Annotated in this window: 17 protein-coding genes; 2 read left to right on the top strand and 15 right to left on the bottom strand. The window is 67.6% G+C overall.

What is annotated here, in order from left to right; all coding sequences use genetic code 11:
• Positions 1-71: 71 nt before the first annotated feature.
• The 13 genes from D0D37_RS14040 to D0D37_RS13980 form a co-directional block, all read right to left on the bottom strand.
• Positions 72-1,382, bottom strand: a complete 1,311-nt coding sequence (locus tag D0D37_RS14040) for a glutamate-1-semialdehyde 2,1-aminomutase (RefSeq protein WP_116200960.1) — start codon at positions 1,380-1,382, stop codon at positions 72-74.
• Positions 1,383-1,388: 6 nt separating this feature from the next.
• Positions 1,389-1,928 carry a dTDP-4-dehydrorhamnose 3,5-epimerase gene (gene rfbC / locus D0D37_RS14035; protein ID WP_116200959.1) on the bottom strand — a complete coding sequence of 180 codons (540 nt, stop codon included), beginning with the start codon at positions 1,926-1,928 and terminating at the stop codon, positions 1,389-1,391.
• Positions 1,925-3,106 (bottom strand): polysaccharide pyruvyl transferase family protein, encoded by a 1,182-nt coding sequence (locus D0D37_RS14030; protein ID WP_116200958.1) that lies wholly within the window; start codon positions 3,104-3,106, stop codon positions 1,925-1,927. Before D0D37_RS14030 ends, rfbC begins: the two co-directional genes overlap by 4 nt.
• Entirely contained in the window at positions 3,103-4,056 is a 954-nt protein-coding gene (locus tag D0D37_RS14025; protein WP_116200957.1) for a glycosyltransferase family 2 protein, read from the bottom strand. Before D0D37_RS14025 ends, D0D37_RS14030 begins: the two co-directional genes overlap by 4 nt.
• Positions 4,053-5,345 carry an MATE family efflux transporter gene (locus tag D0D37_RS14020; protein ID WP_244223507.1) on the bottom strand — a complete coding sequence of 431 codons (1,293 nt, stop codon included), beginning with the start codon at positions 5,343-5,345 and terminating at the stop codon, positions 4,053-4,055. Before D0D37_RS14020 ends, D0D37_RS14025 begins: the two co-directional genes overlap by 4 nt.
• A gap of 40 nt (positions 5,346-5,385) precedes the next feature.
• Complete coding sequence (locus tag D0D37_RS14015) at positions 5,386-6,651, bottom strand: DUF4910 domain-containing protein (protein WP_116200956.1); 1,266 nt, start codon at positions 6,649-6,651, stop codon at positions 5,386-5,388.
• On the bottom strand, positions 6,651-7,673 hold the full coding sequence (locus tag D0D37_RS14010) for an NAD-dependent epimerase/dehydratase family protein (protein WP_116200955.1): 1,023 nt from the start codon (positions 7,671-7,673) through the stop codon (positions 6,651-6,653). The genes D0D37_RS14015 and D0D37_RS14010 overlap by 1 nt, the downstream gene beginning before the upstream one ends.
• 4 nt (positions 7,674-7,677) lie before the next feature.
• Positions 7,678-8,322: a PIG-L deacetylase family protein gene (locus D0D37_RS14005; protein ID WP_116200954.1), complete on the bottom strand. Its 645-nt coding sequence runs from the start codon at positions 8,320-8,322 to the stop codon at positions 7,678-7,680.
• Complete coding sequence (locus D0D37_RS14000) at positions 8,319-9,107, bottom strand: sugar phosphate nucleotidyltransferase (RefSeq protein WP_116200953.1); 789 nt, start codon at positions 9,105-9,107, stop codon at positions 8,319-8,321. Before D0D37_RS14000 ends, D0D37_RS14005 begins: the two co-directional genes overlap by 4 nt.
• Entirely contained in the window at positions 9,104-10,342 is a 1,239-nt protein-coding gene (locus D0D37_RS13995; protein WP_116200952.1) for a class I SAM-dependent methyltransferase, read from the bottom strand. The genes D0D37_RS14000 and D0D37_RS13995 overlap by 4 nt, the downstream gene beginning before the upstream one ends.
• 279 nt (positions 10,343-10,621) lie before the next feature.
• Complete coding sequence (locus tag D0D37_RS13990; protein ID WP_116200951.1) at positions 10,622-11,494, bottom strand: LLM class F420-dependent oxidoreductase; 873 nt, start codon at positions 11,492-11,494, stop codon at positions 10,622-10,624.
• Positions 11,491-12,360: an LLM class F420-dependent oxidoreductase gene (locus D0D37_RS13985; RefSeq protein WP_116200950.1), complete on the bottom strand. Its 870-nt coding sequence runs from the start codon at positions 12,358-12,360 to the stop codon at positions 11,491-11,493. The genes D0D37_RS13990 and D0D37_RS13985 overlap by 4 nt, the downstream gene beginning before the upstream one ends.
• A 39-nt stretch (positions 12,361-12,399) precedes the next feature.
• Complete coding sequence (locus tag D0D37_RS13980) at positions 12,400-13,299, bottom strand: YncE family protein (RefSeq protein ID WP_244223506.1); 900 nt, start codon at positions 13,297-13,299, stop codon at positions 12,400-12,402.
• A gap of 210 nt (positions 13,300-13,509) precedes the next feature.
• Here D0D37_RS13980 and htpX point away from each other — a divergent pair, with 210 nt between their 5' ends.
• The gene (htpX, locus tag D0D37_RS13975) at positions 13,510-14,358 is read left to right on the top strand and encodes a zinc metalloprotease HtpX (protein ID WP_116200948.1); all 849 of its coding nucleotides are present in this window, start codon (positions 13,510-13,512) and stop codon (positions 14,356-14,358) included.
• 66 nt (positions 14,359-14,424) lie between these two features.
• On the opposite strand, the gene D0D37_RS13970 is transcribed toward htpX, so the two are convergent.
• Together D0D37_RS13970 and D0D37_RS13965 are read right to left on the bottom strand one after the other, a co-directional pair.
• Positions 14,425-15,219: a MerR family transcriptional regulator gene (locus D0D37_RS13970; RefSeq protein ID WP_116200982.1), complete on the bottom strand. Its 795-nt coding sequence runs from the start codon at positions 15,217-15,219 to the stop codon at positions 14,425-14,427.
• A 17-nt stretch (positions 15,220-15,236) separates the two neighbouring features.
• A complete protein-coding gene (locus D0D37_RS13965; protein WP_116200947.1) occupies positions 15,237-15,725 on the bottom strand; it encodes a VOC family protein in 489 nt (162 codons plus the stop codon).
• A gap of 150 nt (positions 15,726-15,875) precedes the next feature.
• On the opposite strand from D0D37_RS13965, the gene D0D37_RS13960 reads away from it, so the two are divergent.
• The gene (locus D0D37_RS13960) at positions 15,876-16,349 is read left to right on the top strand and encodes a hypothetical protein (RefSeq protein ID WP_162834230.1); all 474 of its coding nucleotides are present in this window, start codon (positions 15,876-15,878) and stop codon (positions 16,347-16,349) included.
• Positions 16,350-16,444 lie beyond the last annotated feature (95 nt).

Below are 16,444 nucleotides of genomic sequence, written 5' to 3'. Positions count from 1 at the left end.
TGTCCGTGAAGGGCTCCTAGAGGGAATCTGGTTCCCTCAAGGAGCCCTTCACGGACGTTGGCCAGGGGGAGTCAGGCCTTCCGGCGAAAGACCGGCTTGACCGGGCGGCCGCCCAGCCACGGCGACGGATCCCCGGCCTCCAACGCCTTCCGGTACACCACGCAGGCCGAGGCGACCACCTCCACCGTCCGGTCGATGTCCTCCTCCGTCATCGCCGCACTGACCACAAAGGACGGAGCCAGCACCCCGTTCTCCAGCAGGCACCGCAGGAACAGCGTCCGATACTCCTGCGACGGCTGACCCTCCGCGTCGAGAGTCGCGAACACCAGGTTGCTGTCCCGCCCCCGCACCAGCACCTGCCCGCTGACCCCGTGCGCAGCCGTCACTTCGGTCACGCCCGCCCCCAGCCGGGCCCCGAGTGCGTGCAGCCGAGCCGTCACATCCTCAGTCGCGTAGACATCGATTACCGCCATAGCGGCAGCCAACGCGGGCGTCTCCGCGCCGTGCGTCGTCGACAGCAGGAACACCCGGTCCCGCGAATCGCGCAGGCCGCCCAATTCCATCAAATCCCGCCGACCGGCCAACGCAGCGACCGCGAAGCCGTTGCCGAGCGCCTTCCCGAAGGCCGAGAGATCCGGCGTCACGCCGTACAGACCCTGCGCACCGTGCTCGGAATACCGGAACCCGGTGATCATCTCGTCAAAGATCACCAGCGCGCCGTGCTGATGGGCGAGGTCGAGCAGCCCGGCGAGATAGCCGTCCGGCGGATCGACGCCCTTGGTGGGCTCCAGGATCAGGCACGCCACCTGCCCGCTGAACTGGCGCAGCATTTGCTCGGTCGCCGGGAGGTCGCCGTACGGGAAGGGCACGGTCATCGCCATCGTCGCGGCCGGGATTCCGGCGGGCATCGGAGTGGTGCCGATGAACCAGTCGTCGGTGGAGAAGAACGCGTGGTCGGCGCATTGGGCGACCAGCGGCCGTCCGGTCGCGGCGCGGGCGAGCCGGACGGCGGCGGTCGTCGCGTCGGAGCCGTTCTTCGCGAACTTCACCATGTCCGCGGTCGGCACCGTCGCCAGGAACTGCTCCGCCGCTTCAAGCTCCACAATGGATGGACGGACGAAGTTGTTGCCCCGCTCCAGCACGTCGCGCACGGCCGCGGTCACGCGCGGATGCACGTGGCCGAGGCTGACCGCGCGCAGGCCGGAGCCGTATTCGAGGTACCGGTTGCCGTCGACGTCCCAGACGTACGCACCGCGGCCGTGCGAGATGACCGGGGCGAGATGTTCGGGGTATTGGTCCTCGCCTTTGGCGTAGGTGTGCGCGCCGCCGGGAATGGCGCGATGCAGGCGTTCGTTCGCGATTCGGGAGAGTGGCAGGTCCATGACGGGTCACCTCAAGGCGTCGGCAAGCGGTGGGGCCGACGCGTCGCGTTCGGACAGCAAAGCCGCGGGCAGCGGCCACGGGATGGCGAGTTCCGGGTCGTCGTGCGCGATGGCGACGTCCTCGGACGGGTCGTGCGCGCGGTCGATCCGGTACGACACGTCGGCGACGTCGCTCAGCGCCTGGAAACCGTGTGCGCATCCGGCCGGGATGTAGATGCTCTCCTGGGTGTCGCCGGAGAGGTGAAACGTTTCCATCGTCCGGAAGGTCGGCGAGTCCCGCCGCAGGTCGACAACGACGTCGAACACCTCGCCGAACGAACAACGCACCAGCTTCGCCTCGCCGGCCCCGGACCGCAGGTGCATCCCGCGCACCACGCCGCGCACCGAGCGGGACACGCTGTCCTGCGCGAACCCGTCCGGATCGATGCCGACCGACCGCGCGACCTCCGCATCGAAGGTCCGCGAGAAGAAGCCGCGATCGTCTCGGTGCGGTGTCGGCTGAAACAGCCACACACCCGAGATCGACGGCACGGGAACGGCTTTCACGACACCTCCGCGGGAATGAGCGACCTCGACAACAGGGCGAACTGGTCTTTCAACTGCTGATTGCACTCTTCGTTGCGCGCGGCGAGTTCCGCTTTCAGCTCCGGTGCCCGCCGCTGCAACTCCTCGAACTGCCCGATCAACCGCGGCACGTCGACCGCGCGGGCCTCCTGGCAAAACTCGCCGAGTCCCATCTCGGCCATCAGCACGTCGTTCTTCTTCGCGTATCCGATCGCGACCGTCGGCTTCCCGACCTTCAACGCGCACAACACATTGTGGTACCGAGTGGCCACGACCGTGCCCACCTCGGCCATCGAGCGCATCAGCTCGCCGAGGGTGTCCGGGATGGCCGCGGAGAGCAGCGGAGAGGCGACAGTTTCGACGATCTCGTCCACCACTTCGAGGTCGATCCGGTCGCCGATGAAGAGCCGGACCGGACGCTCCTGCCCGACCAGGTACCGCACGAACTCGGTCATAGCGTCCACGTACGCCCGGTAAATCTCCTCGCCGCGCGCACGGTCGTCGTTGCCGCCGTAGTACGCCATCACGCCTACGCCAACCGCACGCGGGTCCTCGACCGCGACAGGCGTCGGCAGGGCGAAGGCAAGGTCGGGATAGACGCGATCGTTCGTGACCGGAACACCCATGTCAGCCATCGCCGAACGCGAGAGTTCATCGCGGTAGGACCGATACGCCGCGAGCTGGGACGCGTGGCGCACCAGAAACCGCGTGGCCGGTACCCGAATCCGGTCGGCACCGACGCTGACCAGCGCGACTTTCGTCCGGCCAAGACGTCCGCACAGCGAGAGCAGGAAGAGCGCATACGGGAATCCCCACGGCCGCAACGGAAGCGTCGCCTCCAGCACGCCCATGCCGGGCACGATCACCACGTTCTGCCGCCGGACCCACCAGGCCGTGCGGAAAACGTCGATGATCTTCCCGAGGGCTTTCGTCAGGATCGACCGCAGCCCGGAAGCGTGCCGGTATTCGCCGCTGTACCAGTTCAGCCGCACCGCGGGGATCCCGTACCGCGCGCGAACGGTGTCCGCCCCACCGCAGAACGCGGACACCTTCGCGTACGGATGTTCGGAGCGCAGGAAGCCGAGTACTGCCTCCAGTGAGCCGTCGTTGCCGAGGTTGCCTGAACCGAGCAGTCCGAAGACCCCGACCCGAACGGTCACGGCACCCGCCGTTCGCGCCCGGCGACCACGCGGTCGACCGTGAGGTTCAGCTCGGCCGCGTGCACCGGAGCCCGGTCCTCGACGCGTTCCCCGCCTCCGCCGGGCCTAGCTCGGCTGGCGAACCATTCCACCAGCGCGAGGTAGCAGGCGCGACGCTCGCCGGACGACAGCGGCGCGGAGCGGATTCCGTGCACGAACCCCCGGATGTACTCGGCGAGCAGCCGCGCGGTCGGGTTCAGGAGTGCGTTGCCGCGCTTCGGGTCGAGGTTCGCGCACCGGGAGCGCTTGCTCGGGTTCGCGCGCTCGGCCCGGTCCGGGTGATCGCGGCGGAAGTACAGCAGCTCTGGCACTTGGTAGAACGGCCCGTGCAGCGCCAGCTCGGCCACGTACGTGCGGTCCGCGTGGTGATAGCTGTCCATCGGCGTGACGCGACGCAGCACCTCCGTGCGCATCACGCCGTAGAAGTCGTCACCACCGGGCTCGAACAGCAGGCTCTTGAACCGCACCGACGGCCGCGGCGCGTCTGTCTGGTGCCGGTAGTCCAGCGGAACGGTCACCGCACCGTTCTCGTCGATGATCGCCTGATGCGAGTGCGCGAGGATCATCTCCGGCCGCGCGTCGAGCGCTTCGACGCACTTCGCCAGCAATTCCCGGCCGTAGAGATCGTCATGCGACGCCCACTTGAACAACTCGCCGCGAGCCTGGTCGAGCAGGATGTTGTGATTCGGGGTCGCGCCGATGTTGCGCGGCTGGCGCACATACCGGATCCGCGAATCCTCCTGCGCGTACTTCCGGGCGATCTCTTCCGTGCCGTCCTGCGACGCGTTGTCGGAGATGATCAGTTCGAAGTCCTCGTAGGTCTGCCCGAGCAGCGCGTCGAGTGCTTCGCTGAGGAATTCCTCTCCGTTGTAGACGGGCAGACCGATGGTCAGCCGGGGCACCGTGCTCATGCCGGTTTCATCTCCTCGGAAGCCGAATGGAGTTCTGCTTGGCTGAACGAACCTGACGCGGCGGGGAACTCGGCTGCCGCCGCGAAGTGGTCGCGAAGCGCACTGCGCAACTGCCACCACCACACGGCCGAGCCGGTGAGCGTGGCGGCCGCGACGCCCCACTCCGAGCCGGCTGCACCGCCGAGCACGGCCCCGAGCAGGCCGAACACGACGTAACACGCGGACGCGATCAGCTGTGACCGCAAGCTCCGCCGTGCCATCCCGAGCGCGCGCAGCCCGGCCGTCGCGCCGGTGGTGAAGCTCGCGCCGACGACCGCCATCGTGACCGCCGGGACCAGCGGCGACGAGCTGTCCCACAGCGAACCGAGCACGAACCGGCCGGCGTCGTCGGGGATGAAGAACCACAACCCGAGTCCCCACACCAGCGCGGCCGCGGCCTGCGCACCGCCGAGCACCACGCAGAAATGCCACAACCGGTGCGGCGACTGCCGGAGCACCCGCGCCCCCTCGGCGACAGTGACGAGGGAAAGTCCCATGAGCAGCGCGAGAAACGGCCCGAGCAGCTGTTCCGCGCCGCGCACCGTGCCGACCGCGGCCAGCCCGGAAATCGCGCCCAGCCCGTACGCCCGCAGCTGCGACGAACCGCTGTTGCTGACGTTCTCCACGAGATAGCGCACGCCCAGGTCGCGATGGTCCCGCAGCCACGTGCGCACCCCGCCGAGCCGTGGCGACACGCTCGTCTGCACCCAGCCGAACGCGGCCGCGACCCCGGCCGAGCAGCCCCAGGCCAGCAGGAACGCGACCACGGTGTCGTAGCGCGCGGCCAACACCAGCGCCGGGAACAACGCGACGGCCTGGATTCCGTCGTTGAGGAACGCCTTGTGCCCGGTGCCCTGCGCGAAGAACCCGAACCGCCAGGCGTCCTGCACGAGCAGGAACGGCAGCACGAGCCCGAGCGCGACGAACGCGTTGCCGAGCGAACCGCCGACCGCGAGTCCAAAAAGGACACTGACCAGCCCGGAAGCGACCCCGACCACCAGCGCGGTCCCGACGGCTTGGCCCACCGCGGTGCGCCAGCTTGTCCGGGCGACGCCGGAGAAACGCACCATCAGCGGGTCGGTGGCGATCCCGCGCGAGATGTTGAGAATGACGCCGTACGTCACCCACGCGATGCTGAACAGGCCGAACGCCGTCGCGCCGAGCGAGCGCGCGACGTACAGGCCGACCACGAAGTTGGTCAGGCTAGAAACGGCCTGGTCCCCAAGGCCCCAGCTGAGCCGTCCCGCCATCGCGCGGACGGCTCGCGAACGCAGGATCGACGGCACGGCCTCACTCCTTCAGCAGACCGGCGGCCTGCAGCGCATCGGCCGCCGCGGCCACGGCGCCGAACGGCAGGTCCGCCCGTTCGGCGATGTCGAGCAGGCTGTGGTCGCCGTCGGAGAGGCTGAGCACCCACAGCATGGCCAGCTGCGCTTCCTTCGCGTCGCTGCGCCCGCCGAGCGAGTCGTACAGCCCGCGCTTGCCGAGCTGCGGTTCGCCGTACGGGCTGAGGTTCACGTAGCGCCGGTTGCGGTCCAGCACGGAAAACGCCGTCCGCAGCGTGTCGAGGGTGTCGGCCATCGCGTCCGGATCGACGAAGGACGGGTTGTCCGCCGAGGTGTGGTACTCCGGGTAGCCCGCGTACGGCGTGCGCGTGAGCGAGCCGATGCCGAGGTTGAACCCGGGGGAACAGAACTGGCGCTCGTCGTAGCCATACGGCGAGAACTCGCGGATCTCGTGCGGTTTGTCCTTGAGGATGTGCGCGAAGACGCGGTCGATGTCGGCGTCCCCGCGTCGGCTCCGCTTGTAGGTCAGCGAACCCCGGTCGCCGGCGCAGGCCAGCACGACCCCGTGCTTGACCTGGTCGATGCGCTCGGAATTGCGCGCCAGCCAGGCGATCGCGCCGATCGTGCCGGGCATGAACAGGAACCGGTAGGTGTAGTACGGCTTTTCCCCGGCCAGCGCCTGCGCGAGCGCGACGGCGACCGCGATGCCGGCGAGGTTGTCGTTGGCCAGTGAGGGATGGCAGAGGTGGCACGAGACGAGCACCTCGTCGGACACCTCGCCGGGCACGACGTGCTCGGCGTAGGTGAGGTGGCCGTCGGCGAGCGTCGAGTCGATTTTGACGTGGTAGTCGCCCTCTGGCAGCGTGTCGAGAACATCCTGCGCGAGGCAGAAACCCCAGGTGGGGGAGTAGTAGCTGGTGCGATACGGGATCAACGACGGCTGCGCGGGCAGCGTGTGCAGGTGCGTGCGCAGTTCGGTGAGGCTGACGACCCGGTCGACCGGGACGCTGTAGCCGACCACGTGCAGGTTCGACTTCCGGAAATCGATCACCCGACGTCCGGAGGAATCCGCGACGAAGGCGTCGCGGATGTTCCACTCCGGAGGCACAGTCCAATCCAGCACGTCGGTGCCGCTCGGCACCTCGTACCGGTCGAGCGGGAGGTGCTCGCCGATGACGGCAAGGGTCTGCCGTACGCCGTCGCCGGTGATGCTCCGGCAGAACGGGTACAACCGTTCCACCAGAGCGTGCATCTCGGGCCCCGTGCGCATCAGGCGTGCCGCAGGGTGGCGTCGACCGCGCCGGCGGACTGCCGGTCGCTCAGCCAGTTCAGCCGGGTGAAGCGGCGCTCGAACTGTTCCCGGGTCAGGCTGTTGCGGCGGTAGGCGTCGAACAGTTGCAGCGCACCGTCTTTCACGCCCCACTTGCAGTCGAAGGACGGGACCGCTTCGCGGAACCGGGAGAAATCGACGCGGTACGAGCGCGGGTCGGCCCCGGCCTCGCCGGTGATCCGCAGCTTGGCGCCGGGCACCGCCGCGACGACCTCTTCGGCGATCTCGGCGACCGTCACGTTGTTTCGCTCGGTGCCGATGTTGAACGCCTTGTTGTGCACGGCTTCGCGCGGCGCTTCGAGCGCGGCGGTGAAGGCGTGGGCGATGTCGTCGGCGTGCACCAGCGGCCGCCACGGCGTCCCGTCGGAGAGCACGAGCACCTCGCCGGACAGGTAGGCGTGGCCGACGAGGTTGTTCAGCACGATGTCGGCGCGCAGCCGCGGCGAGAAGCCGAACGCGGTGGCATTGCGCAGGTACACCGGGGTGAAGTCGTCGTCAGCCAGTTCCGAAACCTCGGCTTCCACGCGGACCTTCGACTCCGCGTACGGCGTGACCGGCCGAAGCGGTGCGGTCTCGTCGACGAGGCCGCTGTTACCCGAAGCGCCGTAGACGGAACAGGTCGAGGCGTAGAGGTACCGGGAAACCCCGGCCTCCTTCGCGAGTTTCGCGAGCTTGACCGACGCGTGGTGGTTGATGTCGTAGGTCAGCTGGGGCGCGAGCGAGCCGAGCGGGTCGTTGGACAGCGCGGCGAGGTGGATCACCGCGTCGAAACCCTGCAGGTGCTCGGCTTTCACGTCCCGCAGGTCGACGGCCAGCCCGACCGGATCGTGCGGGGCCGGGCCGAGCACACAAGCGGCGAACAAGCCCGAGTCGAGGCCGACGACCTCGTGTCCCGCCGCGGCTAGCACCGGCGCCATCACCGTGCCCAGATATCCCGTGTGCCCCGTGAGCAGCACGCGCATGCCTTCAGCCCCTTAGATCGATGACGAGTTTGTTCGCCTCGAACGCCTCGGCATAGCGTTCTTGGCATTCGATTCCGCGAATCCGGGCGAGGCCGAGGAAAGCCTCGCGGTCGTACCACGGCCGGTGCTGCTGAGAGCCGTAATGCTCGTGCAGCAGTTCGATCTTGCGCTGCATCACGTCGTCGGACAGCGGCGCGTAGGCAGGCAGCCGTCCGAGGTCCCCGTCCCATTTGACGATCTCGTAGCCCAGCGTCAGATGGCCGCGGAACACCGTCGGCACGAGCTGGGCGAGACCGCGGTGATCCTGGTGCGCGTCGATGGTGCGGGGCGCGAACACGACGTCCGGATCGGTGCGGCGGCGGAGGTCCTCCAGCGCGTTCTTGGCTTCCTCCCAATGCGAGGGGAGGCGTCCGTCGGGCAGCTTGAGCACTGTGACGTTCAGTTCGGCACCCGGGCAGAACGCGGCCAGCGCGGCGCGTTCCTCGGTCTCCCGGTCGGTGCCGCCGCCGGACAGCACGAGCGCGTCGACCTGAAGTCCGGGACGCTGCTCGCAGATCTCGAGGAGCGTGCCGCCCGCGCCGATGGCGATGTCGTCGCAATGCGCGCCGAGCACGACGATGCTCTTCAACTCGGCACCGAGGCGGATCACGAGTGCACCTTTTCGCGTTCCCACAGCGCCCACGGCCGGTCGCCGTGCGTGTAAGCGGCGTCGAGTGCGTAGCGTTCCTTGACCGTGTCGGTCGGCTTCCAGAACCCGCGGTAGGGGTAGGCGAGCAGCCGGCCGCGCTTGGCGAGTTCGCCGCAGCCGTCGGCGACCAGGTCGCCGTTTTCCGGGATGTGGTCGAAGATCTCTTGCCGCAGCACGAAATAGCCGCCGTTCTCCCACAGCGGGAGTTCGCTGACCGGCGTGATCGCGCCGATCAGGCCGCCCTCGTCCATCTCGACGCAGTGGAACGACGACTGCGGCGGCACGACGAGCATCGAAGCGCCGGCGTCGCTGTTGTGGAACCGCTCGACGATGTTGTCCAGCGGCGCGTCGGTGAGAACGTCGGCGTAGTTGGCGAGGAACATCTCGTCGCCGTCGAGGTGGTCGCGCACCCGGCGGAGCCGTTCGCCGATCGGCGATTCGATGCCGGTCTGCACGAAGGAGATCGTCCAGTCGGCGATGTCGGTGGACAGCAGTTCCGGTTTCCCGCCGCGCAGCACGAAATCGTTGGACGTCGTCTCCTTGTAGTTCAGGAAGAAGTCCTTGATGTGGTGCGCGCCGTAGCCGAGGCACAGCACGAACTCGGTGTGCCCGAAATGCGCGTAGTAGCGCATCACGTGCCAGATCAGCGGCCGGGGACCGACCATTGCCATCGGCTTGGGCACGTCGGACGTCTCGCTGCTGCGCATCCGCATCCCGTAACCGCCGCAGAACAGAACGACCTTCACTTCACTGCCACCTCGACGATTTCCAGGCGCGGAATCGGGAAGACGAGCTTGCCGCCCCACGCGCCGACGTAGGAAAGCTGCTCGGTCAGCTCGTTCCGCAGGTTCCAGGGCAGGACGAGGACGTAGTCCGGCCGGTCGGCCGCGATCCGGTCCGGTTCCACGACCGGGATCCGGGTGCCCGGCGTGAACCGGCCGTGCTTGTAGGGATTGCGGTCCACCGTGTAGGCCAGCAGGTCCGGCCGGATGCCGCAGTGGTTCAGCAGGGTGTTGCCCTTGCCGGGCGCGCCGTACCCGACGGTCGTTTTCCCGTCTTTCCGCGCGGCGAGGAGAAATTCGAGCAATTCGAGCCGCACGCGAGTGACCCGGTCGGCGAATTCGGTGTACCCGGACAGTTCGTGCAGCCCGGCCGCCTTCTCCCGGGCCAGCACGTCGATCATCCGGGCGCTCGGCTCCCCGGCGGCCTCCGCGGGCCGCGCCCAGAGCCGGATCGATCCGCCGTGCGTGGGCAGGAGTTCGACGTCGACCACGGTCAGCCCGCCGCCCGCCAGCGCTCGCTGCGCGGATTCGACGGTGTAGTACTGGAAATGCTCGTGATAGATCGTGTCGTACTGGTTCTTTTCGATCAGCGTGAGCAGATGCTGCACCTCGATCGACACCCAGCCGTCGTTCGCGACGAGCGCGCGCAGCCCGCGGGTGAACCCGCGGATGTCCGGAATGTGCGCGTAAACGTTGTTCGCCACGACCAGGTCCGCCGAACCGTGTTCGGCGCGCACCTCCCGGCCGGTGTCCTCGGAGAGGAACGCGGTGTGCGTCGGCACCCCGGCCTCGCGCGCGGCGTGTCCGACGTTCACCGAAGGTTCCACGCCGAGACAACGGATTCCGCGCTCCACGACGTGCTTCAGGAGGTATCCGTCGTTGCTGGCGACCTCGACGACGAAAGACCGGTCGGTCAGCCCGAGCCGCTCGACGGCGGCATCGGTGAACCGTTTCGCGTGCTCGACCCACGAGGTGGAAAAAGACGAGAAATACGCGTAATCGGTGAAAGTGTCGGCCGGGTCGAGCAGCGGAGGAAGCTGCGCGAGCCAGCATTCCGTGCACACTTCGAGATGCAGCGGGAAAGTCGGTTCCGGTTCGGCCAGCTGCGCGGCGGTCAGGAACCGCTCGCACGGCGGGGTCGCGCCGAGATCGACCACGCTGGCGGTTCTTTCCGAACCGCAGAGTCGACATGTGGTCATGTACCGGGCTCCTCCGGCTCGTGTGCGCGATCTGCGTAGGGCAGGTCGATTCGCGCACGGCCGTCGTTACAACGCACCGGGAAGCTCACCGGAGTCGATTCGGAACCGAGACCAAATTTTCTCGGCAGCCGGTGCGGTGCCGACGGCGCACCGGTGCATTCCCCGGGTCGAGGAGCCTGAAAAAAGACTTCTGACGGCGGCGAAATGCCGCGAGGTGCTGCGACGAACGGGTGGCGGTCCGGCACCGGATGGCGCAGCCGTCACCCGTTCGTCAGCGGATCACAGCTTTTCCGCCGCCGGGATCACTTCGGTGGCGAACCGCTCGAGCACCGCCGGGTCCGGAACGCCGTGCGCCCAGCCGGTCGCGACGCTGAAACCGAGTTCCGACAGCCGGCCCAGTTCATCCAGCAGTTGCCCGGTTTTCTCGCCTTTTTCACCGGTGTCGAGTCGCAGCGAAGCGGTTTTCGTGATCTCGGAGTAGTCGCGGCCGACGTCCTCGCAGTGCTGCCGCAGGACTTCCAGTTTGCGCGGAAGGTCCGCGTTGGGCAGCAAATTGCAGATGTCGCCGTACTGCGCGACGAACCGCAGGGTCTTCTTCTCGCCGCTGCCCCCGATCATGATCGGCGGATGCGGACGCTGGATCGGCTGCGGGCTGTTCAGCAGCCGTTCGGCGCTGACGTGCGTGCCGGTGAAGGGTTCGGCGCCCTCGGCCCACATCTGCCGGACGTACCGGAGCGCGTCCTCGAGTTGCTCGAACCGCTCCTTCAGCGGCGGGAACCGGAAGCCGAGCGCGCGGGATTCCTCCTCGTTCCACCCCGCGCCGATGCCGAGGATCGCCCGCCCGCCGGACAGCACGTCGAGCGTCGTCGCCGCTTTCGCGAGCAGCCCGGGGTGCCGGTAGATGACGCCGGTGACGAGCGTGAGCAGTTTGACCCGTTCGGTGTGCGCGGCCAGGAAGCCGAGCGTCGTCCAGGCTTCCAGCATCTCGTGCTCCGGTGGGCCGTAGCTGGAAATCTGGAAGAAATGGTCCATCACCGACAGGTATTCGAACCCGGCCTCGTCCGCGGTCCGGGCCACCCGCGCCAGGTCCGCGCCGAGCGCCGCCGGGCCGTTCGGCCACGTCTGCTGAGCCAGGTGCAACCCGAGTTTCATGCCAACTCCTTAACCGCCGGAATGATGTCTTGCGCGAAAATTCCGATCCGGTTCTGGTCGAGCCCGCCGGGAAGCGGGCCGATCATCGCCTGGACGCCGAGCCGGTGCAGCCTTTGTGCCTCGGCGAGAAATTCGCCGGTTTTCTCCCCGGACGGGCCGATGTCCAGGTAGTGGTAAACCGTCTTGGTGATCTCGGCGTAGTCACGGCCCTCGGTTTCGCAGTGCCGCTTGAGCACGTCGAGCTTGCGCTCGAGGTCGGGGCCGTTGCCGATGTTGCAGAAGTCGCCGTACTTGGCGACAAGCCGGAGGGTCTTCTTCTCACCACCGCCGCCGACCATGATCGGCGGCCGCCGCAGCGGCTGCGGGCTGTTGAGCAGTCGTTCGGCGGTGAAGTGCTTGCCGGAGAACGGTTTGTCGTCCTCGTCCCACATCTGCCGGACATACCGCAGGTTCTCCTCGAGCAGCTCGAATCGTTCCGCAGTGGACGGAAACGGAAAGCCGAGCCCGCGGGCTTCCTCCTCGTTCCATCCGGCCCCGATGCCGAGCATGGCCCGCCCGCCGGACAGCACGTCGAGCGTGGTCACCGCCTTCGCGAGCAGGCCGGGATGCCGGTAAATCGCGCCAGTGACGTAGGTGAACAATTTCGCGCGCCGGGTGTGCGCGGCGAAATAGCCGAGCGTGGTGTACGCCTCAAGCATCGGACGGTCGCTCGGGCCGACGCTGGGAATCTGGAAGAAGTGGTCCATCACCGCGAGGTAAGCGAACCCGGCGTCGTCCGCCGCCCGCACCGCTTCGGCCAGCTCCGCGCCGAGCGCGGCAGTTCCTCCCGGCAACGTGAAGTCGGGGACCTGGAGACCGAGTTCCATGTCCGACACCGTATACCTGGAGTAACTTCATGCGTGCGGTCAGAAATCGCGCACGATGCTGATCGCGCCGTGCAGCGGGTCGGTCACGTACACCGTGCGCGTGCGCTGATCGACCGCCACGTCGCCGGGATTCACGCCGAGACTCAGCTCGCCGGTAAGGGTTTCCGTTCGTCCGTCCACACGAGACAGTCCATTTTGCCCGCCGTTGGTGTACACGACGTCGCTGCCCTGATGCACCGCGAGTGACGACGCCTCGCTGCGCAACAGCACGGTCTTGACCTGCGCCCGCGCCGATCCATCCACAATGGACAGATGGTGGATCGCCGAATTCGCCACGAACACCGAGCCGCTCAATTCGTGCACGCCGATCCCGGTCGGAGAAGCACCCACCGGAACGCTGGCGGTGAACGTCCCGGCGTCAAGGTCGCAGATCTCGACCGAGTTCGTGTTCGGGCTGGTGCAGTAGGCGCGCCGCCGGCCGCGGTCGAGCGCGATCCCGGCGAGGCCCGGCTTCGGCGCGGGCAGCAGGTCCTGCTGGGTGAGACTGATGCTGTCGAGCACCGCGAACGTGCCGGTCTTGCCGCTCACCGCGTACACGAGGTTGGCCTGCGGGTCGACCGCGAGCGCCGACGCGCCCGCCCCCGCGCTGACGACGCTCAGCAACCGGTGGGTCTGGCTGTCGAAGGCGAGCACCGTCCCGCCCGGCGGATTGGCGACGTAGATCCGGTCGGTGTCCACCACGACGTCACTGGGCTCCCCGCCGACCGCGAGCGCGGAAACGACCCGCCCCGCGTCCGGATCGAGCACGAGAACCATGCCGGACGCCTGGTCAGCCGCGTAGACGAGCCCGGTGACCGGACTCACCGCAAGGGCCGAAAGTGTGCCGCCGACCTGCACGCTGCTGACTCGCCCGGCCGCTGCCGCCGTGCTGCTCACCATCGCCGCCGCACCCGCGCTGACCAGGGCAAACAGCCCTCGCCGGGATAACTGGGAACCGCGCATCGCTCACCTGCCCCGGTCGGTTGGGTTGCCCGCCGACCCTAACTCGGACGAGGATCAGGCGAAGGAACTTCGAGTCCCCCGATCGCGTTGTTTCCAGTGAGTAACCCACTTTGCGGCACCTGCCACGGCGGACGGAGGCGAGCACGCGTGCACAAGCACCACAACGGGCTGAAGACGGCGATGCTGCTCGGTCTGCTCTCGGCGATCATCATCGGGATCAGCGGATTGTTCGGGCGAGGGGCCCTGGTGATCGGCCTGATCGTGGCGCTCGGGATGAACGCCTACGCCTACTTCAACTCCGAGAAAATGGCCCTGCGCGCGATGCACGCGCGGCCGGTGTCGGAGGTCGAGCAGCCCGCGATGTACCGGATCGTGCGGGAGCTGGCTACTTCCGCGCGGCAGCCGATGCCTTCGTTGTACGTCAGTCCTACTGCGGCGCCGAATGCGTTCGCGACCGGGCGTAGTCCGCAGCATGCGGCGGTGTGCTGCACTACTGGGATCTTGGAGTTGCTGGACGAGCGTGAGTTGCGGGCAGTGCTCGGGCATGAGCTGTCTCACGTGTACAACCGGGACATTTTGATCTCGTGTGTTGCCGGGGCGTTGGCGAGTGTCGTCAGCGTGCTGGCGAATATCGCGTTCTTCTTCGGCGGGAATGACCGCGAGGGCAATCCGTTCATGTCGCTGCTGCTGGTCTTGATCGGGCCGATCGCGGCTGGGGTGGTGAAGATGGCGGTGAGCCGGTCTCGGGAGTATCAGGCGGATGCTTCTGGGGCGGAGTTGACTGGGGATCCACTGGCGTTGGCGTCGGCGTTGCGGAAGTTGGAGCGGGGGACTCGGGCTGCGCCGTTGGCTCCGGAGCCTGCTGTGGTTTCTCAGTCGCATTTGATGATCGCGAATCCGTTCCGGCCGGGTGCTGGGCTGAGCAAGATGTTCTCGACCCACCCGCCGATCGAGGACCGGATCCGCCGCCTCGAAGAGATGGCCCGCGGCCGCTGAGCCCGGGTCCGTGAAGGGAACCCCGAGGGACTCAGAGTCCGTGAAGGTTCCCCTCACGACCCGTCGTTACTCCCACACCGCAGTGGCCGGGTCGACGCCGTGCACGATCGCGTTGGCGAAAATCACGTCCCGCAGCCAGCTCGCGAGCCCGGGTGCCAACGCGTCGTAGTACTCCGTGTACCCGGTCTCGTCCACGAACTTTCGCCCGATGCACACCTGCATTGAGTGTGTGCAGTCGAAGTACCGCGACAGCGTCGCCCGATGCCGCTCCGCGAGGTTGTTCGCCTCCGCTGACCCGGGCTTGACGCCTGCTCGCCGGGCTTTGGCCAGGTCCGCGTGGAGGGTTTCGTGCTCGGCTGCGGCCTGTTGCCAGTCTTGCGGGCTCAGATCGGTGGTTCGCTCGCGGTACTCCGCCCACTGCTTCGTGTCGCCCCAGAGTTCCGCGGCCTCGTCGACCCACTCCGGGTTCCAGTCGGATCCGAAGATCTCGACCTGCTTCTCGGCTGTCAGCTGCATCCCGCCGCGGGTGGCTGCTGCCATCCTGTCGACTGCGGACACCATGTGTTCCAGCCGCTCGATTCGCTCCCGCAATTCGCGTCGTTGCCTCGTCAGATGGGCGTGCGCGTCGGCGGTCGGGTCGTCGATGAGGCGTCCGATTTCTGACAGGGGGAAGCCCAGTTCGCGGTAGACCAGCACGCGGTGCAGTCGCGCGATGTCCTCGGCGGAGTACACGCGGTAGCCGGACCTGGTGCGCTCGCTTGGGCGCACCAGGCCGACCGCGTCCCAGTGATGCAGGGTTTTGACACTCACGCCGACTAGCGTCGCCGTGCGTCCGACAGTGAGGCCGCCTTGCTCGGTCACGGCCTCAGTGTCGCAGTTCACGACCGCGGGACGTCGATCCCCACGGCGCGCATCTCCTCCGCGACGGTCCCGTTCGGGTCGATCGGCACCGCCGCGGTCATCACGACGTTCGTGCCTTCCGGCGTGACGACCCGCAACTCTCGCGAGTTCCACGGCATCAGCTCCGGTCCGCTCGTGCAGCCCGGCGTGATTTCCTCACACCGCTTGGCGATTTCGTCGAGTTCGCTGAGCACGCAGGAGAAACTGATGCTGACCTCGCTCGGCCCAGCCGGGGTGCCGGGCTTGAGCAGCACGTCCTGAAACGCCCAGCGGCGCAGGTGCACGACCTGGCCGGGGAGAGTGAAAAGGTTGTCGAAGCCGAGCCCGCGAAGCCAGAAGTCGGTCGAGGCTTCGAGGTCGGCGGTGGGCACGTTGGGAAACATCGGCATCCCGTAGAAGCCGAGGTAGTTGCCCGGGGACACCGCGTCGTAGGCGGGCATCGGAACCGGACCGCGAAATTCGTTCATGCCGACGAGCGTGCAGCCTCCTGCCGCAGGAGGGTCAAGTCCCCGGCGCAGGTCCGTAGCGGCCGGGCGGGTTTCTCCGACATAGGTGCAGAGCCTTCGACGACTGCCAGAGCATTTCGGCTTCGACGTCGCCAGGCAAGGAGCGTCATCATGACTCGATCCATCAGGCTGACGACAGCCATTCTCGCGGGAGTGTCAGCGTCCGTCGTGCTCGCGGGATGCGGCGGAGGCGCTCAGCCCGGCGACGGAAACTCCGCCGGAGATTTAGTGGATTTCGGTCAGTACCAGCTGGACGCGGGGTTCGGCTCCCCTCCGGGACCCTCGTTCGGTCTGTTGTGGACCTTCGATCCGACAACCATGCAACTCTCGCCCGGTGACTGCATGGCGGCCCAGGGTGACGAGACGAGACTGGAAACCGATACGGCGACGTGGCCCGCTGTCCTGAAGCAACCCATGGACAGCGCGGAGAAGAACTTCCGCGCGGCGATAGCCGACTGCTCGTCCGGCGACTTCACCGCGATGACGAGTGACATCAACCAGGGCAAGGACAGCTTGGTGGCCACGCAGAACGCGTTCGGCGCACACTGCAAACAGACGAGCGACGCGACCAAGCTCGCCTGCTAGCGCGTCCGGAGTCCGCTGGACAAGACAAGAGCATCCCGTGACCGGGTGCACGTTGGTCACGGGATGCTCTGGGGTGTGGCAGGTGAGGGATTCGA

It is taken from the genome of Amycolatopsis circi (assembly GCF_003385235.1).
GTDB lineage: Bacteria > Actinomycetota > Actinomycetes > Mycobacteriales > Pseudonocardiaceae > Amycolatopsis > Amycolatopsis circi.
Note: the sequence above shows the minus strand (reverse complement) of the source record. Positions and strands in the feature narration are given on the sequence as shown.